Origin of the sequence: Brevundimonas sp., assembly GCF_046299595.1 — a bacterium.
Taxonomy (GTDB): domain Bacteria; phylum Pseudomonadota; class Alphaproteobacteria; order Caulobacterales; family Caulobacteraceae; genus Brevundimonas.
Window position 1 is genome coordinate 596,304 of record NZ_JBKBHQ010000001.1, and the last position, 25,451, is coordinate 621,754.

The 25,451-nt window shown below is 66.7% G+C and carries 32 protein-coding genes and 1 pseudogene; 27 read left to right on the forward strand and 6 right to left on the reverse strand.

Annotation, left to right across the window (positions count from 1 at the left end; genetic code table 11):
- Window positions 1–105 precede the first annotated feature (105 nt).
- The 18 genes and pseudogenes from ACK4E3_RS02965 to ACK4E3_RS03050 all read left to right on the forward strand — a co-directional run bounded on the left by ACK4E3_RS02965 (window position 106) and on the right by ACK4E3_RS03050 (window position 14,684).
- A complete protein-coding gene (locus ACK4E3_RS02965) occupies window positions 106–1,338 on the forward strand; it encodes a hypothetical protein (RefSeq protein WP_409696140.1) in 1,233 nt (410 codons plus the stop codon).
- The gene (locus ACK4E3_RS02970; protein WP_409696143.1) at window positions 1,316–2,260 is read left to right on the forward strand and encodes a hypothetical protein; all 945 of its coding nucleotides are present in this window, start codon (window positions 1,316–1,318) and stop codon (window positions 2,258–2,260) included. The genes ACK4E3_RS02965 and ACK4E3_RS02970 overlap by 23 nt, the downstream gene beginning before the upstream one ends.
- Before the next feature lie 162 nt (window positions 2,261–2,422).
- Entirely contained in the window at window positions 2,423–2,632 is a 210-nt protein-coding gene (locus ACK4E3_RS02975) for a helix-turn-helix transcriptional regulator (protein WP_306412641.1), read from the forward strand.
- A gap of 14 nt (window positions 2,633–2,646) precedes the next feature.
- Window positions 2,647–3,132: a hypothetical protein gene (locus tag ACK4E3_RS02980; protein ID WP_409696147.1), complete on the forward strand. Its 486-nt coding sequence runs from the start codon at window positions 2,647–2,649 to the stop codon at window positions 3,130–3,132.
- A complete protein-coding gene (locus tag ACK4E3_RS02985; RefSeq protein ID WP_409696150.1) occupies window positions 3,129–3,425 on the forward strand; it encodes a hypothetical protein in 297 nt (98 codons plus the stop codon). The genes ACK4E3_RS02980 and ACK4E3_RS02985 overlap by 4 nt, the downstream gene beginning before the upstream one ends.
- Window positions 3,425–4,315 (forward strand): ATP-binding protein, encoded by an 891-nt coding sequence (locus ACK4E3_RS02990; RefSeq protein WP_409696153.1) that lies wholly within the window; start codon window positions 3,425–3,427, stop codon window positions 4,313–4,315. Before ACK4E3_RS02985 ends, ACK4E3_RS02990 begins: the two co-directional genes overlap by 1 nt.
- Before the next feature lie 13 nt (window positions 4,316–4,328).
- Window positions 4,329–4,952: a hypothetical protein gene (locus ACK4E3_RS02995; RefSeq protein WP_409696155.1), complete on the forward strand. Its 624-nt coding sequence runs from the start codon at window positions 4,329–4,331 to the stop codon at window positions 4,950–4,952.
- Between the two features lie 13 nt (window positions 4,953–4,965).
- Window positions 4,966–6,654: a DEAD/DEAH box helicase family protein gene (locus tag ACK4E3_RS03000; protein ID WP_409696159.1), complete on the forward strand. Its 1,689-nt coding sequence runs from the start codon at window positions 4,966–4,968 to the stop codon at window positions 6,652–6,654.
- A gap of 207 nt (window positions 6,655–6,861) precedes the next feature.
- Window positions 6,862–7,068: a DUF6511 domain-containing protein gene (locus ACK4E3_RS03005; protein WP_409696162.1), complete on the forward strand. Its 207-nt coding sequence runs from the start codon at window positions 6,862–6,864 to the stop codon at window positions 7,066–7,068.
- Window positions 7,068–7,835, forward strand: coding sequence for a hypothetical protein (locus tag ACK4E3_RS03010; protein WP_409696165.1), 768 nt, complete (start codon window positions 7,068–7,070; stop codon window positions 7,833–7,835). Before ACK4E3_RS03005 ends, ACK4E3_RS03010 begins: the two co-directional genes overlap by 1 nt.
- Entirely contained in the window at window positions 7,832–10,126 is a 2,295-nt protein-coding gene (locus ACK4E3_RS03015) for an AAA family ATPase (RefSeq protein WP_409696168.1), read from the forward strand. The genes ACK4E3_RS03010 and ACK4E3_RS03015 overlap by 4 nt, the downstream gene beginning before the upstream one ends.
- Before the next feature lie 379 nt (window positions 10,127–10,505).
- A complete protein-coding gene (locus tag ACK4E3_RS03020; RefSeq protein ID WP_409696171.1) occupies window positions 10,506–11,045 on the forward strand; it encodes a crossover junction endodeoxyribonuclease RuvC in 540 nt (179 codons plus the stop codon).
- Window positions 11,042–11,242 carry a hypothetical protein gene (locus tag ACK4E3_RS03025; protein WP_409696174.1) on the forward strand — a complete coding sequence of 67 codons (201 nt, stop codon included), beginning with the start codon at window positions 11,042–11,044 and terminating at the stop codon, window positions 11,240–11,242. Before ACK4E3_RS03020 ends, ACK4E3_RS03025 begins: the two co-directional genes overlap by 4 nt.
- Window positions 11,235–11,615 (forward strand): DUF6362 family protein, encoded by a 381-nt coding sequence (locus tag ACK4E3_RS03030; protein ID WP_409696177.1) that lies wholly within the window; start codon window positions 11,235–11,237, stop codon window positions 11,613–11,615. Before ACK4E3_RS03025 ends, ACK4E3_RS03030 begins: the two co-directional genes overlap by 8 nt.
- Window positions 11,616–12,007: 392 nt before the next feature.
- The gene (locus tag ACK4E3_RS03035; protein ID WP_209736353.1) at window positions 12,008–13,261 is read left to right on the forward strand and encodes a site-specific DNA-methyltransferase; all 1,254 of its coding nucleotides are present in this window, start codon (window positions 12,008–12,010) and stop codon (window positions 13,259–13,261) included.
- 4 nt (window positions 13,262–13,265) lie between these two features.
- Window positions 13,266–13,775, forward strand: a pseudogene (locus ACK4E3_RS03040) (DNA cytosine methyltransferase); the annotation flags it as partial.
- A 196-nt stretch (window positions 13,776–13,971) separates the two neighbouring features.
- Window positions 13,972–14,457 (forward strand): hypothetical protein, encoded by a 486-nt coding sequence (locus tag ACK4E3_RS03045; protein ID WP_409701288.1) that lies wholly within the window; start codon window positions 13,972–13,974, stop codon window positions 14,455–14,457.
- 14 nt (window positions 14,458–14,471) lie between these two features.
- On the forward strand, window positions 14,472–14,684 hold the full coding sequence (locus ACK4E3_RS03050) for a hypothetical protein (RefSeq protein WP_409696180.1): 213 nt from the start codon (window positions 14,472–14,474) through the stop codon (window positions 14,682–14,684).
- Here the strand turns inward: ACK4E3_RS03050 and ACK4E3_RS03055 are convergent.
- The 5 genes from ACK4E3_RS03055 to ACK4E3_RS03075 form a co-directional block, all read right to left on the reverse strand.
- Window positions 14,669–14,890, reverse strand: coding sequence for a hypothetical protein (locus ACK4E3_RS03055; RefSeq protein WP_409696183.1), 222 nt, complete (start codon window positions 14,888–14,890; stop codon window positions 14,669–14,671). The genes ACK4E3_RS03050 and ACK4E3_RS03055 overlap by 16 nt on opposite strands.
- A 4-nt stretch (window positions 14,891–14,894) precedes the next feature.
- Window positions 14,895–15,107 (reverse strand): hypothetical protein, encoded by a 213-nt coding sequence (locus ACK4E3_RS03060; protein ID WP_203318420.1) that lies wholly within the window; start codon window positions 15,105–15,107, stop codon window positions 14,895–14,897.
- Between the two features lie 177 nt (window positions 15,108–15,284).
- Entirely contained in the window at window positions 15,285–15,533 is a 249-nt protein-coding gene (locus ACK4E3_RS03065; protein ID WP_409696186.1) for a hypothetical protein, read from the reverse strand.
- Window positions 15,534–15,542: 9 nt separating this feature from the next.
- Complete coding sequence (locus ACK4E3_RS03070; protein WP_409696189.1) at window positions 15,543–16,160, reverse strand: DUF3489 domain-containing protein; 618 nt, start codon at window positions 16,158–16,160, stop codon at window positions 15,543–15,545.
- A gap of 60 nt (window positions 16,161–16,220) precedes the next feature.
- Complete coding sequence (locus tag ACK4E3_RS03075) at window positions 16,221–16,445, reverse strand: hypothetical protein (protein WP_409696192.1); 225 nt, start codon at window positions 16,443–16,445, stop codon at window positions 16,221–16,223.
- 121 nt (window positions 16,446–16,566) lie between these two features.
- Between ACK4E3_RS03075 and ACK4E3_RS03080 the strand changes: the two genes are divergently transcribed.
- From ACK4E3_RS03080 to ACK4E3_RS03115, 8 genes are all read left to right on the forward strand, one after another.
- The gene (locus tag ACK4E3_RS03080; RefSeq protein WP_409696195.1) at window positions 16,567–17,118 is read left to right on the forward strand and encodes an elements of external origin; all 552 of its coding nucleotides are present in this window, start codon (window positions 16,567–16,569) and stop codon (window positions 17,116–17,118) included.
- Window positions 17,066–19,081 carry a phage terminase large subunit family protein gene (locus ACK4E3_RS03085; RefSeq protein WP_409696198.1) on the forward strand — a complete coding sequence of 672 codons (2,016 nt, stop codon included), beginning with the start codon at window positions 17,066–17,068 and terminating at the stop codon, window positions 19,079–19,081. Before ACK4E3_RS03080 ends, ACK4E3_RS03085 begins: the two co-directional genes overlap by 53 nt.
- Window positions 19,081–19,290 (forward strand): phage head-tail joining protein, encoded by a 210-nt coding sequence (locus ACK4E3_RS03090; RefSeq protein WP_036706675.1) that lies wholly within the window; start codon window positions 19,081–19,083, stop codon window positions 19,288–19,290. Before ACK4E3_RS03085 ends, ACK4E3_RS03090 begins: the two co-directional genes overlap by 1 nt.
- A complete protein-coding gene (locus tag ACK4E3_RS03095) occupies window positions 19,290–20,780 on the forward strand; it encodes a phage portal protein (protein ID WP_409696202.1) in 1,491 nt (496 codons plus the stop codon). Before ACK4E3_RS03090 ends, ACK4E3_RS03095 begins: the two co-directional genes overlap by 1 nt.
- A 4-nt stretch (window positions 20,781–20,784) precedes the next feature.
- The gene (locus tag ACK4E3_RS03100; protein ID WP_409696205.1) at window positions 20,785–22,839 is read left to right on the forward strand and encodes a prohead protease/major capsid protein fusion protein; all 2,055 of its coding nucleotides are present in this window, start codon (window positions 20,785–20,787) and stop codon (window positions 22,837–22,839) included.
- A 77-nt stretch (window positions 22,840–22,916) separates the two neighbouring features.
- The gene (locus ACK4E3_RS03105) at window positions 22,917–23,252 is read left to right on the forward strand and encodes a DUF2190 family protein (protein WP_409696208.1); all 336 of its coding nucleotides are present in this window, start codon (window positions 22,917–22,919) and stop codon (window positions 23,250–23,252) included.
- Window positions 23,252–23,563 carry a hypothetical protein gene (locus ACK4E3_RS03110; protein WP_409696211.1) on the forward strand — a complete coding sequence of 104 codons (312 nt, stop codon included), beginning with the start codon at window positions 23,252–23,254 and terminating at the stop codon, window positions 23,561–23,563. The genes ACK4E3_RS03105 and ACK4E3_RS03110 overlap by 1 nt, the downstream gene beginning before the upstream one ends.
- On the forward strand, window positions 23,560–24,192 hold the full coding sequence (locus tag ACK4E3_RS03115; RefSeq protein WP_409696214.1) for a DUF6441 family protein: 633 nt from the start codon (window positions 23,560–23,562) through the stop codon (window positions 24,190–24,192). Before ACK4E3_RS03110 ends, ACK4E3_RS03115 begins: the two co-directional genes overlap by 4 nt.
- Window positions 24,193–24,250: 58 nt before the next feature.
- Here the strand turns inward: ACK4E3_RS03115 and ACK4E3_RS03120 are convergent, their stop codons facing one another.
- Entirely contained in the window at window positions 24,251–24,949 is a 699-nt protein-coding gene (locus tag ACK4E3_RS03120; protein ID WP_409696217.1) for a hypothetical protein, read from the reverse strand.
- Window positions 24,950–25,031: 82 nt separating this feature from the next.
- Here ACK4E3_RS03120 and ACK4E3_RS03125 point away from each other — a divergent pair, with 82 nt between their 5' ends.
- Window positions 25,032–25,451, forward strand: coding sequence for a hypothetical protein (locus ACK4E3_RS03125; RefSeq protein ID WP_409696220.1), 420 nt, complete (start codon window positions 25,032–25,034; stop codon window positions 25,449–25,451).

A 25,451-nucleotide genomic window follows, 5' to 3' on the forward strand; every position in this document is an offset into this window, starting at 1 on the left:
AAACGGTTCGCGCAAGTAGACAGCCGGTGATGTTCGATATATATCGAACGATAGCGTATCGCTGCGCGCCGATTCTCTCCTCCTCTGGCCAGGAAAGGGCCTCCCATGACGTCGATCGCCTCCTTCTTCCGCAAGACCCCGGTAACTCGCCTGCAGGACTACTTCACCGCATGCGCATTCACCTCGCTGCCGCCCGTCGATTGGACGAAGCCCGAGGCGGAGGTCGTCGAGCCTTTGATCAAGGCGGTGGATGCCATGAACGAGGATGAGCGCCAGCGCGTCATCCTCGATGCGGGCCGCGTCGCGGCATTGGCCAATGAGCCCGGTCAGACCGCGCTCCAGAATGTAGTGGTCGACCGGGCGACGTTCGACACGCTCGAGGGAGCGAACAACCGTTCGCTCTGGGTGTTCCTGAATGAGAATGACCGGTTCCGTCTCGCCGAGGAGGTTCGCTACAACGATGAACGCCGCCGCGGGCGCTCGTGGAATGGCTTCGAGGTCGAGAAGGGCCGCTCGGTCCGGAAGGATCCCATCTCGGTGGCGGCTTTCACCACGGCGATCCGGGAACGGTTCGAGACTCCGAATGTCCATGTGGACATCTTCGACCGGCACCGTGTCATCCTCGATGACCAGGAGTGCGAACTCGTTCAGGTGGCGATCTATCGCGAGGGGCGCCCCGAGGACATGCTGGGCTTCGATGCCAACAGCAAGCTGGCCCGGCGCATCGTGCGGCCGGTCTTCGAAGCGGCGCTGACCTACGAAGCGGCCACGGGCGTGATCGAGGTCGTCGCCAACACGCGCGAGGATCGGGTGGACCTGACCCGGTTCATGGCGCGGGATCTGCTCGGTATCGAGTTCGCCGAGAAGCACATCCCTCTTCGCGAGTACGACCTGGGCGTCCTGCTGAAGCCGTTCGATTTCCCGACCGACGCGGCAGACGGGATCAAGGGCGTCACGGTGAAGGAGTTGCGCTTCATGGATCTCGGCGATCCCAAGGAGCGTGTCACGCTGGAATCGATGTCGGGCGCCGAACGCACGATCTGGGAGATGGCCAACCACCGGATCGGGCTGGATCTCGGTGGCGGGTCCGGGAGCTTGCACGCACCGGGGCTCCTCGGCGAGGCTCCGGAGTGGCTGATCACCCGTGCACGTTTCACCATCAAGTTTCGGCCCGGACCCGACGGTGGTCGCGGCAAATCCCTGACGCTCACCGTCACCATGCCGCATGGTTGCAACCTCAAGGACATGACGCCGCAGGAGCGCCTGATCGGCGAGAAGTACCTGCGGCGATGGGGTATCCTGAAGGATGACAGCGATGTCGGCGACCTCGTTGAATAAGGCCGCCATCAACCTGCTGTTCAAAGTGCTGGAAGCTCGCGGCACACAGATCGCGGGCGCCACGCTCACCGAGTACTTTCCGCGAGCGGCAGAAGCACTGCTCGCTTCCGGTCTGCTGGCGGCGCACGGACAGGTTCTCGTCGTCGCGGCGACGGATGCCCACGAAGACGAACCAATCCCCGCAGTCTGGTCGCCCGAGCGCAAGGCGTTCGGATATCTCAACAGCGTGGGGCGCTGGATCGAAATCGAGGAAAACGCGATCTCTGCCTATCAGGTCGATCACGCTCGCATGTTCGCTGCAATGCTCATGCCGTTCGAGCGGCAAGGATCCGCGAAGATGACCCCGCTGATCCCCGACCATCTCTGGGACATCGGTTCGATCAGGATGGCCGGGGCCAGGACGCCGGTGCCCGTCTGGTTCGGCCGCCGCCTTGGCGATCCTCACGTCTGGTCTCAGGTCGGCGTCCTTGTGGGTCGTCGGCCGTCAACCGAGAGGCGCATCATTCTCACCTCGACCCGCGGTGACCGTCTGCCTGCGGCACCGGACCGACGGCATGCCCTGGTGGCGGTCGAGGACGTGTTGGAGACCCCGGATCGGTTGGCGATATCTCCGAGGGTTCTTGCCGCGCGGGTTTATCCAGAACAGGCGCAACGGCGATACCCGATCGACCATTCCGACGACTTCGGTACCGTCTGGCTCAGAGACGAGACGTTCGAATTTCGCGGCGACAAGCATCGCAAGCTCCTCGAGCAGCTGTTCGACGCCTATTGGGCGGGGAAACCAGTGCTGCGTGTCACCGTGACACTCGCGGAGGCCGGGTTCTCGGACAAGACGAACAGCCTGTCGAAAGCGTTCAGCGGGCGAGACGACTGGCAGAAGTTCATCCGACAATCGGAAGGGAACTGCTGGATCGAGGTCTGATCCAAGCCATTGGATTTCATGAATAAGGCCGTCCGGAAGGGCGGCCTTTTCGCATTTCCGGGGCACCTACCGTTTCCCCTACCGCTGCCCTTCCGAAGCCCTACCAGCCCCTCTGCGATCTTCACCCCCGCAGGTTTTCGAACAAACCCGAAGGAGGTTCAGATGGCGCTCAGGCACCTGTCGCAGATCGAGCTGGCAGCTCGCTGGAACATTTCCCACCGCACGCTGGAGCGTTGGCGGTGGACAGGCGAAGGCCCGAAATTCATCAAACTCGGTGGCCGGGTCATCTACCGCCTCGAGGACGTCGAAGCCTTTGAGGCCGAACAGGTCCGCGGGTCGGAAGCCGAGCCCCAGCGCCCGATGTCGGCGTGAGGGAGGCGGACACGATGACCCCCAACCACCTCACGCTCGACGACCTGCGCACCATGCAGATCCGCGAAATCGCGGCGTTGTCGTCCGAACAGCTCGCGTCGTTGCATGACGAAGCCGCCGGGCAGCTGCGCGCAGCGAAAACCCTCTGCGACTGGCTCGATGGGGCCATCGCTCTGAAATACGGCGACCGGGCGACGGAAGCTCGCCGGGCCGAGGGCAAGGATACCGGCACGATCCGCTTCGAGGACGGCGCAGTGATCGTCATCGCCGACCTGCCCAAGCGCGTCGATTGGGACCAGACGAAGCTCGCGGCGCTCGTCGAGCGCATCAAGGCTGATGGCGGGGATCCCGCCGAATACGTCGACATCTCCTTCGATGTTGCCGAGCGCAAGTATTCCGCCTGGCCCGCGCATATCCGCACGGCCTTCGAGGGCGCGCGCACGATCCGGACCGGTAAGCCGCGTTTCCGCTTCTCCCTGAACGACGAGGTGACGAAATGACCGTCCCGAACAAGTTGGGCCAGCTGCGCGAGCGCCATTACGGCCTCGACAAGCTGCCCGAGACCGTCCGGATCCCCGCCCTTGGCAACCGCCGCGATGAAACCGTCAAGCCGTTCGAGACCGCGACGGTCGACGATCTGGCCTTCGCTCTCCTCGGCCTGAACGAGCGGGCATCCGCGCTCTATCGCGAGATCGATGCGCTGCGCACCGTTCACGACGAGGCGCGCAAGGCCGGCGCGCTCGGCTCGGACATCGCGATCGACGCGCTGATCGCCGAGACGGGAGGCAAGTGATGGCCCTTCCCATCATCGGCGCCGACGAGCGCCTCGCGCAGCGCAAGGGGATCAAGGGTGTCATCTTCGGCCGGTCGGGCATCGGCAAGACGTCGCTGCTCTGGACGCTGAATGCCTCGACCACGCTCTTCATCGATCTCGAGGCCGGCGATCTGGCGGTCGAGGGGCTGGAGATCGACACGCTGAGGCCCCGCACCTGGAAGGAATGCCGCGATTTCGCGGTGTTCATCGGCGGCCCGAACCCGGCGTTGCGCGAGGACCAGCCCTACAGCCAGGCGCATTTCGACGAGGTCTGCGGCCGCTACGGCGATCCAGCGGTGATCGGGAAATACGAGACCGTCTTCATCGACTCGATCACCGTGGCGGGGCGGCTCTGCTTCCAATGGTGCCGCGGGCAGCCCGAGGCCACGTCGGAAAAGACCGGCAAGCCCGACATCCGCGGCGCCTACGGGCTGCACGGCCGCGAGATGATCGCCTGGCTGACCCATCTGCAGCACACGCGCGGCAAGCATGTCTGGTTCGTCGGGATCCTCGACGAGAAGCTCGACGACTTCAACCGCAAGGTCTTCCAGCCGCAGATCGACGGATCGAAGACCGGGCTCGAGCTGCCGGGGATCGTCGACCAGGTCATCACCATGGCCGACATCCCGGACCCGGAAGGTCAGCCGCAGCGCGCCTTCGTCTGCCAGACGCTGAACCTCTGGCTCTATCCGGCCAAGGATCGCTCGGGCCGCCTCGATCTCGTCGAACCCCCGCATCTCGGCCGCCTCATGGAGAAGATCCAGCGCCCCGCGCGCCCGGCGTCCGAGCGCCTGTCCTGGCCGCCGGTGATCCCGGCCGATCCCGCGGCCGAGGCGGCATCCCCCACTCAATCCACCCTCCAGAACTGAAAGGAGCCGCGCCATGTCCGGACCCTGGAACGACTTCAACTCCGCGCAATCGAACACCAACGTCATTCCGAAGGGCACACTCGCCAAGGTGCGCCTGACGCTGCGTCCCGGCGGCTTCGACGACCCCTCGCAGGGCTGGACCGGCGGCTGGGCGCGTCGTGCCACCACCGGCGCCGTCTATCTCGACGCCGAATACACCGTTCTCGAAGGACCCTATGCCCGGCGCAAGATCTGGTCGCTGATCGGCCTCTACAGCCCGAAGGGTCCGGACTGGGCCAACATGGGTCGCGGACTGATCCGCGGTATCCTCAACTCGGCGCGCGGCGTGTCCGACAAGGACAACTCGCCCGAAGCGCAGGCCCGCCGCCGCATCAACGGCTTCGGCGATCTCGACGGGATCGAGTTTGTCGCCCGCATCGACATCGGTCAGGACACCAACGGCGAGGACAAGAACGAGATCCGCGCCGCGGTCACGCCCGATCACCGCGACTATGCCGCATTGATGGGCGCGGTCGCGCCGCAGTTCGCCGCCGCCCCGGCGCAGGGCCACGCTCCGCAGCAGTCCACTGCGGCGTCCCAGTCTGGCCAGCCCGCTTCCGCCCCCGGCATCGCCAGCCGGCCGAGCTGGGCACAGTAAGGGGGGGACGGTCATGCGCCTGCGCCCCCGCCAGAAGACCTTCGTCGAGCGCAGCGTGGCTGCGCTCGCCTCCCGCGGCAACACGCTGGGCGTGGCGCCCACCGGCGCGGGCAAGACCATCATGCTCTCGGCGGTCACCGGCGAGATGATCGGCGGCGGCGCCAGGGCCTGCGTGCTGGCGCATCGCGACGAGTTGACGGCGCAGAACCGCGCCAAGTTCCGGCGCGTCGTGCCGGGCGTTGCCACCTCGGTCATCGACGCCACGGAGAAGTCCTGGGGCGGCCAGGTCGCCTTCGCCATGGTGCCGACGCTGGCGCGGGCCTCGAACCTCGCGGACATGCCGCGCCTCGATCTGCTGGTCATCGACGAGGCGCATCATGCCGTCGCCGACAGTTACCGTCGCATCATCGACCGCGTGCGCGAAGCCAATCCCGACGCCCGCATCTTCGGGGTCACGGCGACGCCGAACCGGGGCGACAGGAAGGGCCTGCGCGAGGTCTTCGACAATGTCGCCGACCAGGTCCGGCTGGGCGAACTGATTTCCTCGGGCCATCTCGTGCCGCCGCGCACCTTCGTCATCGATGTGGGCGTGCAGGACGAGTTGCGTTCCGTGCGCAAGACCATGTCGGATTTCGACATGGCCGAGGTGGCGGGCATCATGGACCGCGCCCCTGTCACCGATGAAGTGATCCGGCACTGGAAGGAGAAGGCGGGCGACCGGCAGACCGTGGTGTTCTGCTCCACCGTCGCGCATGCCGAACACGTCACCGAAGCATTCAAGGCGGCAGGCGTTTCCGCCGCGCTGATCCATGGCGATCTGGCGGCCGAGACCCGCAAGGCGCTCCTCGCTGGCTACGCGGCGGGCGACATCCGCGTCGTCGTCAACGTGGCCGTGCTGACCGAGGGCTGGGATCACCCGCCCACTTCCTGCGTCGTGCTGCTGCGCCCCAGCTCCTACAAGTCCACCATGATCCAGATGGTCGGGCGCGGCCTGCGCACCGTCGATCCCGAGGAACACCCCGGTATCGTCAAGACGGACTGCATCGTCCTCGACTTCGGCACCTCGAGCCTGATCCACGGCACGCTGGAACAGGATGTCGATCTCGACGGCAAGACCGAGACCGGCGAGGCGCCGACGAAGATCTGCCCTGCCTGCGAGGCGGAGATTCCGCTCGCCGTCACCGAGTGCCCGATCTGCGGCGAGGCGCTCCCGCGCGAAGAACCCGACGCGGGCGAAGGCGGGGCCGCCGCGCCGCTCTCCGGCTTCATGATGACCGAGATCGACCTCCTGAAGCGGTCGAGCTTCGCATGGGTCGATCTCTTCGGCACGGACGATGCGCTGATGGCCACCGGCTTCACGGCCTGGGGCGGCATCTTCTGGCTGGACGGGGTCTGGTACGCGATCGGCGGGGCGAAGGGTGAACGCCCGCGACTGCTGGGCGTAGGCGAGCGCACCGTCTGCCTCGCGCAGGCGGACGACTGGCTCAACACCCACGAGAGCGACGAGAGCGCCTTCAAGACCCGCTCCTGGCTACGCCAGCCGCCGACCGAAAAGCAGCTGCAATACCTGCCGCCCGAGTGCCGACACGACTTCGGCCTGACGCGCTATCGCGCCTCGGCGCTGATGACCTTCGGCTTCAACAAGCGCGCCGTCCGTCAGCTGATCGACGCGGCGGCCGCTCCCGAACGGAGGGCGGCATGATCCATGACCCCTTTCACTTCCATCACGGCCGAGGACCGGCGGCGACTCTGGCATCCGCGTGGAACGCTCTGTGCTGTCTGCCGGCAACCCACCCGTGGTTTTGGCTGGTCCGATCCGTTCCGGTCGAAACGGCCCCGGCCCTCGGTCTGGTTCTGCTCCATGTCCTGCCAGGGTTTCTGGACGCGCTTGGCGCGGGGGCGTGTCGCCATGGTTGACCTGACCGAGGAGGAACGCGCCGCCATCACCGCCACGATGAAACGTGTGGCGCTGCTGATGGACGAGATCGGCTGGGCGATCCCGCTCGCCGATCTGACCGAGGCACAGGTGCGCGCGCTGATCGAGGAGGCCGTCGAGGGCTTCCGCGAGGCCATGTCCGACATCGCCCGGGCACAGACACCGGAGGTGCCGTTCTGATGCTGGATTTCAACCACCGCCCCGGCTTCGCCGACCGGGTCAACGCCGCCGTCGATCAGGCGCTGACCGCCGATCAGGCGATACAGCCGCCGCGCGACTATCTCGGCGGCTCGCGCCTCGGCCATGCCTGCGAGCGCGCCCTGCAGTTCGAGTTCACCGCGACGCCGATGGACGATGGCCAGGAGTTTACCGGCCAGGCGCTGCGCATCTTCGCCATCGGCCATGCGCTCGAGGATCTCGCCGTCACCTGGCTGCGGAGGGCGGGCTTCGATCTCTACACCCGCAAGGGCAACCGGTCCGATGGCGGCCAGTTCGGCTTCTCCGCCGCGGGCGGGCGCATCCGTGGCCATGTCGATGGCATCATCGCCACCGGACCCGAGGGCTTCGGTCTCGCCGTTCCCGCGCTCTGGGAATGCAAGACCATGAACGCGAAGAACTGGCGCGCCTGCGTCAAGGACGGCGTGACGAAGTCGAAGCCGGTCTACGCCGCCCAAATCGCGCTCTACCAGGCCTACATGGAAGGGACGGTCCCCGGCCTCTCGGCCGCGCCCGCAGTGTTCACCGCGATCAACAAGGACACCGCCGAGCTTCATCACGAACTGGTCCCGTTCGATGCCGATCTCGCGCAGCGCATGTCCGACCGCGGCGTGCGGATCCTGCAGGCGACCGACGCGGGCGAGTTGCTGCCGCGCATCGCCGCCAATCGCGACTTCTTCGAATGCCGCTTCTGCCCGTGGGCCGAGCGCTGCTGGAGGCTGGAGCGGTGAGCGACGACGGCATCCTGCACTTCAACCCGTGGATGGACTTCAACGACAGACCACCGGCCGAGAATCCGTTCGGCTGCGATCCCGAGCCCGAGCAGATCGCGATCTTCCTCGACACCGTATTCAGCTGGTGCGAGGGGCTGATCCCGCTCCGCGGCTTCGTCGACAAGGGTCAGGGCCGGGACGGCAAGCCGCACAACATCTGGATCCCGGCCGACGACACCGCACCCGAGAAGCTCGCGACCTTCGCCGCATGGGCGAACCGCGAGGGGACGGCGGTCTATGTCATCCCCGGCACCGTCGCCGAACAGGGCCAGGCCCGCGCAGCCGACGTGCTGCAGATGCAGGCCATCGTCGTCGATCTCGATGCCGGCGACATTCCGGCCAAGCTCGACCATGTCACCCGCCACCTCGGCGCGCCGACGCTGATCATTGAGAGCGGCGGGCGCACGCCCGAGGGTGCGGCGAAGCTCCATGTCTGGTGGAAACTGACCGAGCCTGCCGAGGGCGAGGACCTGGCCACCCTCTGCCGCCTTCGCGGCGAGATCGCCGTGAAGGTCGGCGGCGACACGCATTTCCGCTCGGCCCATCAGCCGATCCGGGTGCCGGGCACGGTCTATCACAAGGGCGGCCACCAGCGTCTCGTGCAGATCCGCGAACACCGCGCGGTCGAGGTCGATCTTGCGGATTTCGCCGAGCGGGTCGCCGAGATGCCGCCGCTGCCCGGCGTCGGCCTCGCAAGCGATCTGTCCGCCCCGGCGACCAAGCCCGGCATCGACGCGGTGCTTACCACGCCGGTGCGCGAAGGCGCGGTCGACGACTGGTCGCGGTTCCAGGGGGCGAGCGCCGCCATCGGCCATTACATCCGCCTGGTGCACGAGGGTCGCCTCGATCCCTTCGCGGGCTGGGAGGCGATCTGCGGCTACAACGCCGCGATGCTGCGCCCCTCCTGGCCGCTCGATCGGCTGCAGGCCGAGGCCGAACGGCTCTGGGCGCTGCATGTGAAGCGCAACGGCCCGCCGCTTCTGCGCGCGGCACGGACCGACGTCCCGGCCAGTCCGTTGCCGACCTTCAGCCTCGGCGCTCTCCTCGACGACACAAGTCCGATGCCCGAGGACATCATCGGGCCGCGCTTGCTGACGCCGGGCGGGCTACTGGTGCTGGGCGGCGCGCCCAAGGTCGGCAAGAGCGACTTCCTGATCTCTTGGCTCGTACACATGGCGGCGGGCGTGCCGTTCCTCGGCTTCACGCCGCCCCGTCCGCTGCGCGTGTTCTATCTCCAGGCCGAGATCCAGTATCACTATCTGCGCGAGCGCATGCAGCAGATCGCGCTGCCCGCCGCCGTGATCGCCGCCGCGCGCGACACCTTCATCGCCACGCCGAAGCTGAAGCTCCTTCTCGACGCTGAAGGCGTCGCCCGTGTCGCCGAAGCGATCCGGGCCGCATTTCCGGATGCGCCGCCCGACATCATCGTCATCGATCCGATCCGCAACCTCTTCGACGGCGGCCCCGACGGCGGCGGCGAGAACGACAACGCCGCCATGATGTTCTTCCTGAAGGACCGGGTGGAGTCCCTGCGCGAGGCGATCAATCCGGAAGCGGGCGTCATCCTCGCCCACCACACGCGCAAGGCCACCAGGCAACAGGTCAAGGACGATCCCTTTCTGGCCCTTTCCGGTGCCAGCGCGCTGCGCGGTTTCTACACCACCGGCCTGTTGATGCACCTTCCCGACGAGGACAGCACCATCCGCAGGCTCGAAATCGAGCTGCGCAACGGACCTGCGCTGCCGGGAAAGCTGATCGACAAGGTGAAGGGCGAATGGGTCGAGCTGAACCCGATGAACGAGCGCCTGGTGCGCAAGGAGGCGGGAGCGAAGCTCGATGCTGAGCGGCTCCGCAAGGGAGACGTGATCCTCACGATCCTGCACGAGGAAGCGGCGGCCGGGCGGTTCTACACCACCACGCAGTTCGGTGAGGCCTTCGAGAACAAGGCGGGTCTGGGCAGCAAGTACACGATCCGCGACCGGATCGGCGTGCTGACGACGAAGGGGCAGATCAAGTTCCTGCGTGATGGCCGCCCCTTCGGCATGGCCGTAGTGCGCTCCCGCTTCGGCTATCTCGTCGTCGAAGCCATGCGCTTCGGGACGGAAACCCAGATCGATCCCGATACCGGTGAGGTTCTTGGCGAAGGCCAGCCGGTGCTGCCGAGCCACTATAAATGCGCCAGCACGGGAGCCTGCCTGCAGGTCGAGAACCCCGCCATCTGGGTCTACCCGGAGGGGCTCGATGACTGACTTCGTCCTCTCCGAAATCTTCCTCGTCCTCAGGACGAAGTTGTCGGTCCTCGTCCTCACTTTGTCCTCAGCCAACAAAGTCAATGGTTTGCGGAGGACGAGGACGAACAACCACGTCCTCCTTGTTCGTCCTCCGAAACGGCGAAAATTCCTTTTTTCACAGACGCTTGCGTCGCTCGGAGGACTGATAGGGAAGCCCCCATACTACGTATGGGGCGGCCACCCGTCAGGGTTGGCCTCGCCCCCATACGTCGCGGGGCCTCGCGCGCCTCCGCCCATGGCTTCTGACACCCGATCCGACGACGGCGGCCCCGTACCGCCAAGCACCAGACCGCCGTCGTCTTCCACCACCACAAGCCACCGGCAAAGGAGGCCCATCATGGCTCAGCCGACTCTGATCCCGAATTCCGACGGCGCAAGGTTTGAATCGCTGCCGCTCGCCACGCCCCGCAACCGCTGCATCCTTGCGCTCGACCTCGGCACCTCGACCGGCTGGGCGCTGCGTGGCCGCGACGGTCTGATCACCAGCGGCACCGTCTCGCTGCGCCCCGGCCGCTTCGATGGCGGCGGCATGCGCTACCTGCGCTTCACCAACTGGCTGACCGAGATCGATCGGCTGTCCGGGCCCATCGCGGCGATCTGGTTCGAGGAGGTCCGCCGCCATGCAGGCACCGACGCGAGCCACATCTACGGCGGGCTCATGGCGACGCTGACCGCATGGGCCGAACTGCGGGGCGTGCCCTACGAGGGCGTCCCGGTCGGTACGATCAAGCGCCACGCGACGGCCAGGGGCAATGCCGACAAGGCCACGATGATCGCCGCCGTCCGCGCCCGCGGTTTCAGCCCCGTCGACGACAACGAGGCGGACGCCATCGCGATCCTGCTCTGGGCGATCGAGACGAACGGAGGGGTCGCATGAGGTGGCATCCCAAAGGCTACGGCGGCGAACGCCGGGATCCCGAGCAGGTCAAGCGCGAGGGCTGGCAGGAACAGGGTGTCCTTGCGGTCTCCGCCGATGATGACCGGCTGACATGGCCCGAGCGTGAACTGGTCCGGCAGCTGGGCGAGAAGCTCTACGGCCCGCGCCCCACGGAAAGGGAGGCACGCCATGGCTGACCGCATCTGGGCCGCCGACGACGTCGCCGACCATTTCGAGGAGGCGTTCCGCACCCTGCGCAAGCTGCCGCCGGTGAAGGTGCAGGGCTATTTCAACACCTGGCCGGAGATCGTCCGGACGAGTCGCGAGATCGCCTTCATGGAACCCGAGCCGATGCGCATCCGACCGTCGGCCGCGGCGATCACGCGGCTCGAGCAGACCTTCGACTGGGTGCTCTGGATCGAGGAAGCCGAACGGAAGCTGGTCTGGTCCCGCGCCGCCCGCGTGCCGTGGAAGCAGATCAGCGGCGAGCTCGGCTGCGACCGCACCACCGCATGGCGGCGCTGGCAGCTCGCGCTCACAAAGATCGCGGCGCGGCTGAATGCGCAGTGACTCCAATGTGTTGCAACACTTTTCCCTTCGACATCTGCAACATGATCGTGCTATCCGAAGGACAAGATGGGGAGAGTGCGCCGAAGGGCCCGCTCTCCCCTTTGCATTGATGCGCCTCGCGCCAAAGCCGGCACGTCAGGCGAATTCGCGGGTCCTTCCTCGCGAAAACCGTATGCTGGCGGGCGAAGCGCGGCGCATCGCCAGCGACAGGGCCGGATTTTTGGGAAGCCACCCGGAAGCCGGATCCAGCCGAACCCCGCGCAGATCCCAATGAACGCTGACTTTCCGTCCTGATAGCCCGGACGTTGCTGGACCCCGCGTGGAGTCCAGCGCGGCATCCAGTGTCCGGAAGCCAGCCGGTAATCCACCCACACGACGGAAACCACCTGGCCATGACGCTGAGCTTCGCTCCCGAGCGGATCGAGATGTGGCCGTTGGCCAGGCTCCATCCCTACGCGAAGAACGCGAAGGTGCATGGGGCGGACCAGGTCGTCAGGATCGCCGCCAGCATGGCCGAGTTTGGCTGGACCGTGCCCTGCCTCGTGGCGGAGGACGGCGAACTGATCGCCGGCCACGGGCGCGTGCTGGCCGCGACGCAGCTCGGGCTGACGGAGGCGCCGGTGATCGTGCTCGGTCACCTGACCGAGGCGCAGCGCCGGGCCTACCGCATCGCGGACAACAAGCTGACCGAACTCGGCACCTGGGACGAGGCGCTGCTCTCTGCCGAACTGAACGAGTTGCTGGCCGAAGATTTCGACCTGTCGCTGGTCGGCTTCGACGACACGGAGCTCGATCAGCTCCTCAGCGGCATAGATGAGGACGGCACCGGCCCACAGGAAGGCGAAGACGATGTTCCCGAGACGCCCGAAGACCCAATCAGCCGGCCGGGCGATCTCTGGGTGCTGGGTAATCATCGGCTGCTCTGCGGTGACAGCACAGTGGCAACGGACGTCGAGCGGCTGCTCGGGAGAGTGAAGCCACTCCTGATGGTCACCGATCCGCCTTATGGCGTGGAATACGATCCAGCATGGCGTAACAAGGCCGGAGCCGCGACGACCCGGCGTACCGGCAAGGTGCTGAATGACGACCGTGCCGACTGGCGCGAGGCTTGGGCGCTGTTCCCTGGCGATGTCGCCTATGTCTGGCATGGGGCCCTGCATGCGGCAACCGTGGCCGAAAGCCTGAAGGCTTCCGACTTCACCGTCCGGTCGCAGATCATCTGGGCGAAGGACCGGCTGGTGCTGAGCCGCGGCGACTACCACTGGCAGCACGAGCCCTGCTGGTATGCGGTCAGGAAGACCGGCAAGGGCCACTGGGCCGGGGATCGCAAGCAGACGACGCTGTGGCAGATAGCCAACAAGGATCAGGATGCCGACACGGTGCACGGCACGCAAAAGCCCGTCGAATGCATGCGCCGGCCGATCCTCAACAACTCGAGCCCCGGTCAGGCCATCTACGAGCCGTTCATGGGCTCAGGCACCACATTGATCGCGGCGGAAACGACGGGGCGTGTCTGCCTCGGGATCGAGCTCAACCCCGCCTACGTCGATGTTGCTGTGTCCCGGTGGCAGCAGTTCACCGGACAGATGGCAGTGCTCGACGGTACGGGCCAGACCTTCGCCGAGCTGGCAGAAAAGCCGCGCTGAGGCAATGCATGACCTGGCTCTACCTTCCTCCGGATGCGCTTCCGGAACCGCAGACGCATGCCTGTTCGGCCTGTCCCTCTGCTCCGGCGCGGGCGGTCTCGACCTCGGCCTCACCATCGCCATCCCCGGATATCGTGCTGTGGGCCATGTCGAACGGGAAACCTACGCCGCAGCCACTCTCGTGGCGCGGATGGAAGACACGTCCCTGGATCAGGCTGTTGTCTGGGACGACGTTGGAACCTTCGACGGCCGCCCGTGGCGCGGCGCGGTGGACATCGTCACTGCGGGCTATCCGTGCCAGCCGTTCTCCGTCGCGGGCAAGCGCCGGGGCGTTGACGATCCGCGCCACCTCTGGCCACATGTCGCCCGGATCATCGGCGAGGTCGAGCCGCCCTTCGTCTTCCTCGAGAACGTCGCCCATCATCTCCGCCTCGGCTTCCCCGAAGTCGCCAGCGGACTGGTCGGCATGGGCTACCGCCTTGCGGCAGGCCTCTTCACGGCGGCGGAAGTCGGCGCGCCCCATAAGCGTGAGCGGCTTTTCATCCTCGCCATCCGCGAGGGAGACGAACTGGCCAACCCCGCGCGCCTGCTCTGGAACCCGGTCGAGTGGCGGCAACCGGACCGAATTGCTGCAGCTCTGGCCGACGCCCCGCGCCAGCGCCAACGAGAACCGGCAGACGAAGCCCTCGCAGGAAGCGGGTCAGCACGGGATGAACCTTGCGACGACGGCGGCGATATGGCCGACGCCGCAGACCGACAGTTTTCGCAGCCGGGGCGGCGACCGAAAGGACGAGAAGGGCCTGGACCGCATGGCGCGGGATTGGCCGACGCCGATGGCGAACGATGGGTGCAAGCCGAGTGCCGGCAACCGCCGGACGGCCGACCTGACCCATGCGGCGGGGATATGGATGACGCCGACGGCGCGCGACCACAAGGATGGGGCGACGACGTTGGCGAACACGCCGGTGAACGGCCTGCTTGGCCGCCAGGTCCTGGTGACGCCGATGGCTGGGAGCGGTTCCTGCGAGACGCGCCGGACCTTGAACCCGCTGTTCGTCGAGGCGCTGATGGGCTGGCCCACCGGGTGGACCGGCTTCGCCTCTGTGGCAACGGAGTGGTCCCGCTGGTTGCAGCGCATGCGCTCAGAACTCTCGCAGCTGAATTGCTGGCCGATGGGTAAAGGTGCGCCGGCATGAGGCAGTCGCGCCTCATGTCGCTGGTCGAAGCCAGCGCCAACGTGGCCGTCGGCTATGGCGTCGCGGTTGTGACCCAGCTGATGGTTTTCCCGTGGTTCGGTCTGCCCGCGCGTCTCGACGACGCGCTGGCGATCGGGGCGATCTTCACCGTCGTCTCGATTCTGCGCAGCTTCCTGCTGCGGAGGTTTTTCGAGGCGATCCGAGTCGGCGGTCAGTTCCGGGACTGATCCTCGAAGATGCTGAGCATCTCCTCCACCCAGTCCTCGTCCTCGCTCCGCATCAGCACGGCCACGAGAAGCTGGACCAGCCGCGGGACCGGTGCATCCGGCGGATTGTCGGGCAGATAGAAGGACAATTCGCCCTCGGCAGAGACGACGAGGGCAGACGAGCCCGGCGGCAGGACCGTGCCGTGATCGGTGGAAACATCGGTCATGGCATCACCAGTAGTATTTGTGCGGCTTGTGGTTGCCGAGATCCCAGATCAGCGTATCGGGATCGGCACCGTGCAGCAGCCGAGTGATCGTCCGGGCGCTGCGGCGGCGGCGCGGACGGCTGTGGAACAGGATGTTCCAGTGCGACGGCGTTCCGTTCGGGAACGCGCCGGTGCTACGACTCCTGGTTCGGGATTTCTTTCGCTTGTAGTTCATCATTCGTCCTCCGGGATTTGCAGACATACGAATGCCTGCGGTCCGGAGGGCCGCGAATGAGGAACCAGCGATGAGGATCGAAGTCGGGGTGATTTTCGCGGGAACGCGCGTATCATGGTTGTGCCGGAACGTAAACCGCCGCCCCGAAAGGCGGCGGCTTCACCACTTGCATTGTCCCATTCAGAATTCGTGATCAGCGCGCATCAGTTCGAGCGTTATCTCACGAATCTTGTCGGGCTTGGCCTTTGAACTTGGGGCGATACCCTCGAGTTCCTTGGCTTCGATGATCAGGATCGCAAGGTAGCTATCGCTTTCAGGCCATGAACGGCCCCATCGTGCTCGATAGGCGTCGCGCGCCTTCTTCAGCGTAGTCGGCCCGATGATCTGGATGGGGAGTTTCGCCGGACGCTGGAAATGATCAGAAGTCATGGTGCCCCTTCAGTCGGCGATGTGATAGACGCGACCGCGATCCGCCACCTTCTCGGAGGTGACGGTCAGTCCCAGCTTCTTCTTCAGCGCCCCGGCCATCGCGCCGCGCACCGTGTGCGACTGCCAGCCGGTCGCGGTCATGATCTCCTCGATGGTCGCGCCTTCCGGCGCGCGCAGCATGGCGATCAGGCTTGCCTGCTTGGTGCCCTCGCGCCGCGTGCGCGCCTTGGGCGCGGGATCGCTCTCACGCGGGGTATCCTCCGGGGCGTCCGCGCGCGGCGTTTCGTTGGCGTCCGTGAGCGCGGTGTCGGGCCCCTCCGGCTCGATGCCGATGGCGGCGAGACCAGCGTCGGTAATGTGCAGGAGGATGGCGCAACCGTTCTCGTCGTTGCGCCAGATGCGGTTGAGCGCGGCGTCGGCCTTCGTGCGCCTGTCGGTCACCGTTTCCGCGACCAGTCCGCGAGAGAGAAGCACGCCCACCACCTTGACGGCGGCGCCTCCGCGCAGGGAACCGGGCAGCGGCAGGACGTTGCCGTCGTCGCGCTGAGCAGCAGCGCTGAGGATCACGGCTTGAGTGTCGGAAAGCTGGGTCATCGGGGTCGTCTCCATGGTCGGGGCCGCGCCCATCGCGGCCCTTCTACGACCCCAAGCCCGCCTCGCGGCGGGCAGGCTTCGGAGAGGCTGGCGCTACTCGGCGTGTTCGCCTTCGCGGAACGCCATGTCGGTGATCTCCCGCAGTCTGGCGCTGTAGTGGTTCAGGGTGCCGACATGGCCCCAGTGGATCTCGTCGGGGTGGACCTCGAAGTGGTCCGCGCTGAGAGCAGCGAGGCGTTCCAGCATCGCGTCGATCTCGAACTTGGCGGCGAGGAAGGCGTCGAGGGCCTTCGTGTTGTCCTGTGTGCGGCGGGTCATCGTGGTGGCTCCGTGGTCGAGTTGCATCGCGTCGTTGGAGTGACGTTCGCTCCGGTCGCGCTGCTTATCAACTCAATAAGCACCTGAAACTGAATGATAATCGGAGCGACCGATGCTAGGCATGAGCGAGCGCCAGTACGCCGCGCATGTCGGTCTGTCGCGCGGCGCGATCCAGAAGGCGAAGACGGCCGATCGGTTGGTCCTCTATCCCGACGGTAGCATCAACGCGGCGGCGAGCGATGCGCGGCGTGCCGAAACGACCGACCCGTCCAAGACCCGCAAACCGCCCACGGCCCGGCTAAAGCCCGTTCCCGAGGCGGCGTTGACAGCCGTCGGCGACACGCTGCGCGAACAGGGGCTGACCGCCCCGGCCATCGGCAGCGGCACGACCTTCCTACAGGCGAAGACAGCGAACGAGGTGCTGAAGGCACAGGAGCGGCGCATTCGGCTCCAGAAGCTGAAGGGGGAACTGATCGACCGGGCCCGGGCGCTGGCACTGGTGTTCCGGCTGGCGCGGGAGGAACGGGATTCATGGGTGAACTGGCCTGCGCGCGCGGCGGCGCTGATGGCGGCCGATCTCGGCGTGGAGCCTGCCGCGATGCAGAAGGCTCTGGAGAAACATGTACGCGCCCACCTCGACGAACTCGCCGAGGTCCGGCCCGACTTCCGATGATGGTGAGCATGGTGACGATGGCCTGACCGGGTTCGACGGCGCGGCGGAGATCCTGCGTGCCTGGGGCAACGGGCTGCGGCCCGACCCGGACCTGACCGTGTCAGAATGGGCGGACCGACACCGGATGCTGTCGGGTCGCGCCTCGGCCGAACCAGGGCGGTATCGCACGGTGCGCACGCCCTACATGCGCGAGATCATGGACCGGCTGTCGCCGGGCGATCCCGCTAGCCGTGTCGTGTTCCAGAAGGCCGCGCAGGTCGGCGCGACCGAGGCAGGGAACAACTGGATCGGCTTCGTCATCCACCAGGCGCCGGGCCCGATGCTGGCCGTCCAGCCGACGGTGGAACTGGCCAAGCGCAACTCGCGCCAGCGGATCGATCCGCTGATCGACGAAAGTCCGGAGCTGCGCGAGCGGGTGAAGCCCGCGCGGTCCCGTGACGCGGGCAACACGATGCTGTCGAAGGAGTTCGCGGGCGGGATCCTGATCATGACCGGGGCCAACTCGGCCGTCGGCCTGCGGTCCACCCCGGCGCGCTACATCTTCCTCGACGAGGTCGACGCCTATCCGGCCTCGGCCGACGAGGAAGGCGATCCAGTCACGCTGGCCGAAGCCCGGTCGCTGACCTTCGCCCACCGGCGCAAGGTGCTGCTGGTCTCGACTCCCACGATCCGGGGGCTGTCACGCATCGAGCGCGAGTTCGAAGCGTCGGATCAGCGACGCTACTTCGTGCCATGCCCGCATTGCGGCGCGATGCAATGGCTCAAGTTCGAGCGGCTGCGCTGGCAGAAGGGGCGGCCGGAGACGGCGGAGTATCAGTGCGAGGGCTGTGACCGGTCCATCGCTGAGCATCACAAGACGGCCATGCTTGAGCGCGGCGAGTGGCGCGCGACGGCAGTGGCGAGCGATCCGACGACGGTCGGCTACCACCTTTCGGCCCTCTATTCGCCGGTAGGTTGGCTGAGCTGGCCGCGGATCGCCCTCGGCTGGGAGGCGGCCCAAGGGTCAGACGAGGCGATCAAGGCGTTCCGCAACACGATCCTTGGCGAGACTTGGGTCGAGACCGGCGAAGCGCCCGACTGGCAGCGGCTCTATGACCGCCGCGAGGCATGGCGGCCCGGAACGGTGCCTGCGGGCGGGTTGTTCCTGACCGCCGGGGCCGACGTCCAGAAGGACCGGATCGAGATAGATGTCTGGGCCTGGGGTCGCGGGTTGGAGAGCTGGCTCGTCGATCACGTCGTGATTGAGGGCGGACCGGACCGGCACGACGCATGGTCGGAGCTGACGGCGCTTCTTGATCGAAGCTGGCCGCACGAGCGCGGCGCGCATCTGCGGATCGCGCGGCTCGCCATCGACACGGGCTACGAGGCCCCGGCGGTCTATTCCTGGTCGCGGGCGCAAGGCTTCGCGCAGGTCTCGCCGGTGAAGGGCGTCGAGGGGTTCAGCCGTTCGAGCCCGGTCTCGGGTCCGACCTTCGTCGACGCGACCGAGGCTGGCCGCCGCCTGCGACGCGGCGCCCGGCTCTGGACGGTAGCGGTCTCCACCTTCAAGGCCGAGACCTACCGCTTCCTGCGGCTTGATCGACCGACGGCAGAGGAACGCGCCGAGGGAGCGGGTTTCCCGCCCGGCACGATCCACCTGCCGACATGGGTGGAGAGCGAGTGGCTGAAGCAGGTCGTGGCCGAGCAGTTGGTGACGGTCCGCACCAAGCGCGGCTTCGCCAAGCTCGAATGGCAGAAACTGCGCGAGCGGAACGAGGCGCTGGATTGCCGGGTCTACGCCCGTGCCGCCGCCTGGATCGCCGGCGCGGATCGCTGGCCGGACGAGAAATGGCGCGACCTCGAGGATCAGCTCGGGGCCGCCCCCACTGACAACGATCCCGCCGGGCAGATCAACCGGCCGGGACAGGCCCCGCAGGGCAAACGCCGCTCCGACTGGCTCGGGCGGCGGGAGGGATGGTTCTGATGACCGACTGGACGGAAACTGAGCTTTCGGCGCTGCGCCGGGCCTATGCCAGCGGCACGACCCGCGTCAGCTATGACGGCAAGTCGGTGGACTATGGTTCGGCCGAGGATCTGCTTGCCCGTATCCGAACCATCGAGCGCGCCATCGCGGGTGTCGGCCGGCCGCTGCCGGTGGCCGGTCTCGCGGGCTTCTCGCGCGGGGATCGCTGATGGCCGTGAACTGGTTCGACCGCGCCATCGCGTCGGTCGCCCCGCGGGCCGCTGCACGTCGGGTGCTGGCACGGCAGGCCTTCGAGACGCTCGCGCGGGGCTATGACGGGGCTGCGCGCGGGCGTCGCACCGATGGCTGGCGCGCGCCTGGATCCTCGGCCGATACCGAGATCGGCATGGCCGGGGCGCTCCTGCGCGACCGGATGCGCGATCTCGTGCGCAACAACCCACATGCGGCCAAGGCCGTGGCGGTGCTTGTGAACAACATCGTCGGCGCGGGGATCATGCCGCGCGCCGCAAGCGGCGACGAGGCGCTGGACCGCAAGGTCGATGCCCTGTTCGAACGCTGGACGACGGAGTGCGATGCGGACGGCCAGCTCGATTTCTACGGGCTGCAGACCCTGATCTGCCGGGAGATGATCGAAGCGGGTGAGGTACTGGTGCGCCGTCGCCTGCGGCGATCCTCGGACGGTCTGCCGGTGCCGTTGCAGCTTCAGGTTCTGGAGGCCGATTTCCTCGATGCCACGAAATCCGGCACCATCGGAGCTGGTCGTCTCGTCCAGGGGATCGAGTTCGACCCGGTCGGCAAACGCCGGGCCTACTGGCTGTACAGCGAACACCCCGGCGATGCCTGGGGCATGCTTCAGGGCGGGCTCGGGTCTCGCCCGGTCCCGGCGACCGAGATCGCCCATGTCTACGAGAAGCAGCGCACGCAGGCGCGCGGCGTTCCATGGGGTGCGCCGGTGATCCGGGCGCTGCGTGATCTCGACGATTACGAGGTCGCCGAAATCGTCCGCAAGAAGACCGAGGCCTGCGTCACCGCCATCGTCTTCGGGGATGACGAGGCGCAGCAGGGCATCGCGCCCGCCGTGGTCGATGCCGATGGCAACAGGGTCGAGCAGTTCGAGCCGGGACTGATCGCATATGCCCGCGGCGGCAAGGACATCCGCTTCAATCAGCCCGCAGCCACCGGCGGCTATGGCGAATACAAGCGCGCCAGCCTGCACACGATCTCGGCCGGGTTCCGGGTGCCTTACGAGTTGCTGACCGGGGATCTGAGCCAGGTCAACTATTCCTCGATCCGGGCGGGGCTGGTCGAGTTCCGCCGGATGATCGACGCGGTGCAGTGGCAGCTCTTCATCCCGATGCTCTGCGCCCCCGTCTGGCGCTGGTTCACCGAGGCCGCATGGGCGGCAGGCCAGATCCCGGTGCCGGATGTGCCGGTCGAATGGTCGCCGCCGAAGTTCGAGGCGGTCGATCCGCAGAAGGATGCGATGGCGAACCTTCTGGCGATCCGTTCGGGCACCATGACTCTGGCCGAGGTGATTGCACAGCAGGGCCGCAATCCCGACGCCGTGCTGGCCGAGATCGCCGCGACCAACGCCAAGCTCGACGCGCTCGGGCTGGTGCTCGACAGCGATCCCCGCCGCGTCACCAAGACCGGCAGCGCGCAGGCAGCCGATCCTGCGCAGGCCGACCAACAGGACTGACCCCATGGACACGATGATCGAACTGCCGGCCATGCGCCGGACGGCGGAGCTTGCGCCGAACAGCGTCGATACCGACGCCCGCACCGTCGAGGTGATCTGGTCGGCGGGCGCCCGCGTCCGCCGCGCCAGCTTCTTCGGCGAGTCCTATGACGAGGAGCTGAGCCTCGACCCCGCCCATGTACGGCTCGAACGGCTGAACGCGGGCGCGCCCTTCCTGAAGGTGCACGAGATCGACACGCTCGACGCCGTCATCGGTTCGGTCGTGCCGGGAACGGCGCGCATCGAGAACGGCCGCGGCATCGCGCAGGTGCGGATCAGCGAGCGGGCCGATGTCGAGCCGATCTGGCGCGACATCCAGGCCGGGCACATCCGCGCGGTCTCGATCGGCTACCAGGTCCATCGCTTCGACATCTCGAAACCCGATGGCGGGCGCGAGCTCTGGCGGGCGGTCGACTGGACGCCCTTCGAGATCTCGGCCGTGCCGGTCGGCGCCGATCCCGCTGCTGGCTTCCGCGCCAAGGGCGAACAACACGATTGCGTCCTCCATCGCCGGGACGCCCCCACAGAGCAAGGAGCATCCCCGATGACCGACAAGACCCCGGCCGCTCCGGCCGACCAGACCAACGAGACGGCAGCGACCGAGGAGACCACCATGACCGACGACAAGACCGGTGCGGCCGAGGCGCAGGCCCATGCCATCGACACGCGCAGCCAGCCCGGGCCCTCGAACCAAAAGACCGCATCAGCGAAACCGGAAGCGCCCGACACCGAGGCTGTCGCCACCCGCGCCCGCGAGGCCGAACGCGACCGCGTCTCGACCATCTACGATCTGGCGGGCCGTTTGAACCTCGAGCGCAGCTTCGCCGAGGATCTGGTGAAGCGCGGTGTCGGCGTCGACGAAGCTCGCCGCCTGATCCTCGATCAGGTCGCCGCGAAGTCGGACGAAACCCGGACCTTCGGCCAGGTGTCGGTTCCGCTCGGCGGCCGCGATGAGCGCATCACCCGCCGCGACGCGGTGGCGAGTGCGCTGCTGCACCGCTACAGCCCGACGCTGTTCCCGCTCGAGGATGCCGCGCGCCAGTATCGCGGCATGACGCTTCTGGAACTCGCCCGTGAAAGTCTCGGCAATGCGGGCGTGAGCACGCGCGGTCTGTCGCGCGACGAGGTGGCGACGCGGGCGCTACATTCGACATCGGACTTCCCCGAGATCCTCGCCGCCGTCACCAACAAGACGCTGCGTCAGGCCTACGAGGCCTATCCTCGCACCTTCATGCTGTTCTGCCGTCAGGTGCTCGCCACCGACTTCAAGGCGATGCATCGGGTCCAGCTCGGCGAGGCGCCGCAGCTGCTGGAAGTTGGCGAGAGCGGCGAGTTCAAGCGCGGCACGCTCGGCGAGTCGAAGGAGAGCTACAAGGTCAAGACCTATGGCCGGGTGGTTGCGATCACCCGCCAAGTGCTGATCAACGACGATCTCGACGCCTTCACCCGGATCCCGGCGATGTACGGCAACTCCATCGCGCAGCTGGAATCCGACGTGGTCTGGGGGATCGTCACCTCGAACCCGGCGATGGCCGACGGCACGGCGCTGTTCCACGCCAACCACAGGAACCTCGCGGGCACCGGGGCGGCGCTGGACGTTACCAGCGTCGGTGCGGCCCGTGCCGCGATGGCGAAACAGACCGGGCTCGACAAGAAGACGGTGCTCAACATCCGCCCCGCCTTCCTGATCGTGCCCGCCGCGCTGGAGCTGAAGGCCGAGCAACTGGTCGCCCAGAACCTCGTGCCCGCCCAGAGCGGGAACGTCGTGCCGCAGTCGATCCGCACGCTGGCGCCGATCAGCGAGCCCCGGCTCGACGCCGCCAGCGAAACCGCCTGGTATCTGGCGGCGAGCCCGAACCAGATCGACACCATCGAATACGCCTATCTCGAGGGTCAGCAGGGCGCCTATATCGAGACCCGCAACGGCTTCGACGTGGACGGCGTCGAGATCAAGTGCCGCCTCGACTTCGGCGCCAAGGCCATCGACTGGCGCGGCCTCTACAAGAACCCGGGCGCGTAACGCGCGCGCCATCCCGAACCCTGACATCCGGGCGGTCCTGACGGGCCGCCCTTCGCATTTCTGAAAGGACCCTCGCGATGAAAAACTACGTCCAGCCCGGCAACACCATCACCCTGACCGCCCCCTACGCGGTGACCTCCGGTGACGGCCTGCTCGTCGGCTCCATCTTCGGCGTGGCCGCGGGCGACGCCGCCAGTGGCGAACCCGTCGAGACCGCGCTCGTCGGCGTCTTCGACCTGACGAAGGTCGGCAGCCAGGCCTGGACCGTCGGCGCAAAGGTCTATTGGGATGATACCAACAAGCGCACCACGACCGTTTCGACCGACAACACGCTCATCGGTGTGGCCGTCGAGGCCGTGGCGAACGGCGCGGGCGACACTATCGGTCGGGTGCGCCTGAACGCGAGCTTCTGATGAGTGCTTTCGCCGCCGCTGTCGACGCGCTCTTCGCCGATCCGAACATCGGGCGGGACGCTGTCTACATCGCCGATGGCGGTGCGCCCGTTCCGGTGCGCCTCGTCGTCCGGCGGGCCGATGCGATCACGGACTTCGGTGATGCGCGGCTCTGGTCGGAAACGACGCGGATCGACCTGCGCGTAGCCGAGGTTCCGAACCCACGTTCCGGCGATCGCGTCGAGATCGGCGGCGACGCCTTCCTCATTCAGGGTGAACCCGTCCGCGACCGCGAACGGCTCGTCTGGACCGTGGATCTGAGGCCCGCATGAAATTCGGCGTCAGCATCGTCGGCGATATCGTCCGCCTGATGGAAGCCGAGGCAAAGGCCGGCGAGAAGGCCGTCACTACGGCGATGCGCGATGCCGGGACCGGCCTCAAGACCGCCTGGCGTGCGCAGATCACCGGCTCGGGTCTCGGGGCGCGGCTTGCCCGCACCATCCGGTCCGAACAGTTCCCGAAAGGCAGGACCAGCCTCAACGCGGCGGCACTGGTCTGGTCGAAGGCCCCGGTGATCGTCGGCGCGCACGATACCGGCCCGCTGATCCGCTCGATGAACGGCTTCTGGCTGGCGATCCCGACCCCTGCGGCGGGCAAGTCCCTGCGCGGCGGCCGGATCACTCCCGGTGAATGGGAACGTCGCACCGGCCTGCGACTGCGCTTCGTCTATCGCCGGACGGGTCCGAGCCTGCTGGTCGCCGAGGGGCGGTTGAACAGCAAGGGTCGTGCTGTGGCGTCCCGCTCGAAGACCGGCCGGGGACTGACCACCGTGCCGATCTTCCTCCTCGTCCCGCAGGTCAGGTTACCGAAGCGGCTGGACCTCGCGCGGGATGCCGAGCGGGTGCGCGATGCGGTGCCGGGGCTGATCGTGGCGAACTGGGTAGAAGTGCAGTTACGATAAAGTGTGGAAGATTGCCGCTTGGGATATTGGCTCGTGCGTGCTCCAGCCCGACCGTTGTTCAATGAACCAGAAACTCGGACGCATTTCTAAGAAGTTGCCCCAGAATCGTCGCCCGCGAGTCCCCGTTGTTTGGGCGAGCCTTAAGATAGTGTCCGGCTTGCTGGATGAGATTAACGTTCCGCTTGAGCCCAGTCGGAAAAAGGGCACCGGCGTCGAATGCCACGTTCAGCCTGTCTAGAGAAGACTTACTACGGTGCGCAAGATTATTTCTCGCTGCTATTGCGGCGTTTACGACCGCCCGTTGTTGGGCGTTCATATTTGTGAACCGCTGTGCGTGTGCCGCCACGAGCCATTGCTGAGCCCGGTCTTCGATTGCTCCAAAGTCGGGAAAGGACGTGTTCCGGCCTTCCGGATCGAGAATTTCTTTGAGTTCAGCCTTCGTCAGATGATCTCTATGCTTGAAATCCCCAAACTTATTAAATGCGGCTTCTGCTTTGGGTGATGCGTGCAAGCAAGCACGAAGGCTATTCTCAAGGTGCTCCATAACTTTCGAGCAGTCTCTGTTGGCATATGCGAAAATTAGATCGTTTACATATCCCTCAAACATAACGCCGATGGTCAGTATGTAGTTTTCCGTCGCGATCTTTCTGTCGTCTGCTCCCGCGAGAGTGTTCCACGATTTTTGGTAATACGCGAATTGCTCGTCAAGCTGCGCAGCAAAATCGTTCCAAACACCATCCGGACTGATCTTTCGCATGTGATTCCGCCTCCCGCAGCTCCCATACTTGGCAAGGTAATCGGAACTAACTCACTGCGCCACATAGAGAAGACGGTTCGAGATGCCCACCACCCGCGAAACCATCCTCGCCGCACTGCATGCGCGGCTGTCGGCGCTGCCCGCCACCGCCCTGCGCGGCGAGGTCCTGCCCGAGCGTGTGCCAGTAGCCGGGTTGCTGATCCTGCGCGACGGCGAACCCGGTGAGCCCGAGGTGACGCTCTCGCCCTTGCGCTACCACTACCAGCACCGTGCAGAGATCGAAGCCGTGGTGCAGGGCGCCAACCGGGACACGGCCTTCGACACGCTCTGCGCCAGCATCGGCGCGGCGCTCGCAGCCGACCGCACGCTCGGCGGTCTCTGCGACTGGGTCGAGGCGGAAGCCCCGCAGCCGGTCGATCTGCCGGTGGATGGCGCGGCCAGCCTGAAGGCGGCCGTCATTCCGGTGGTGCTGCACTATTCCACGGCCGACCCGCTCGGCTGA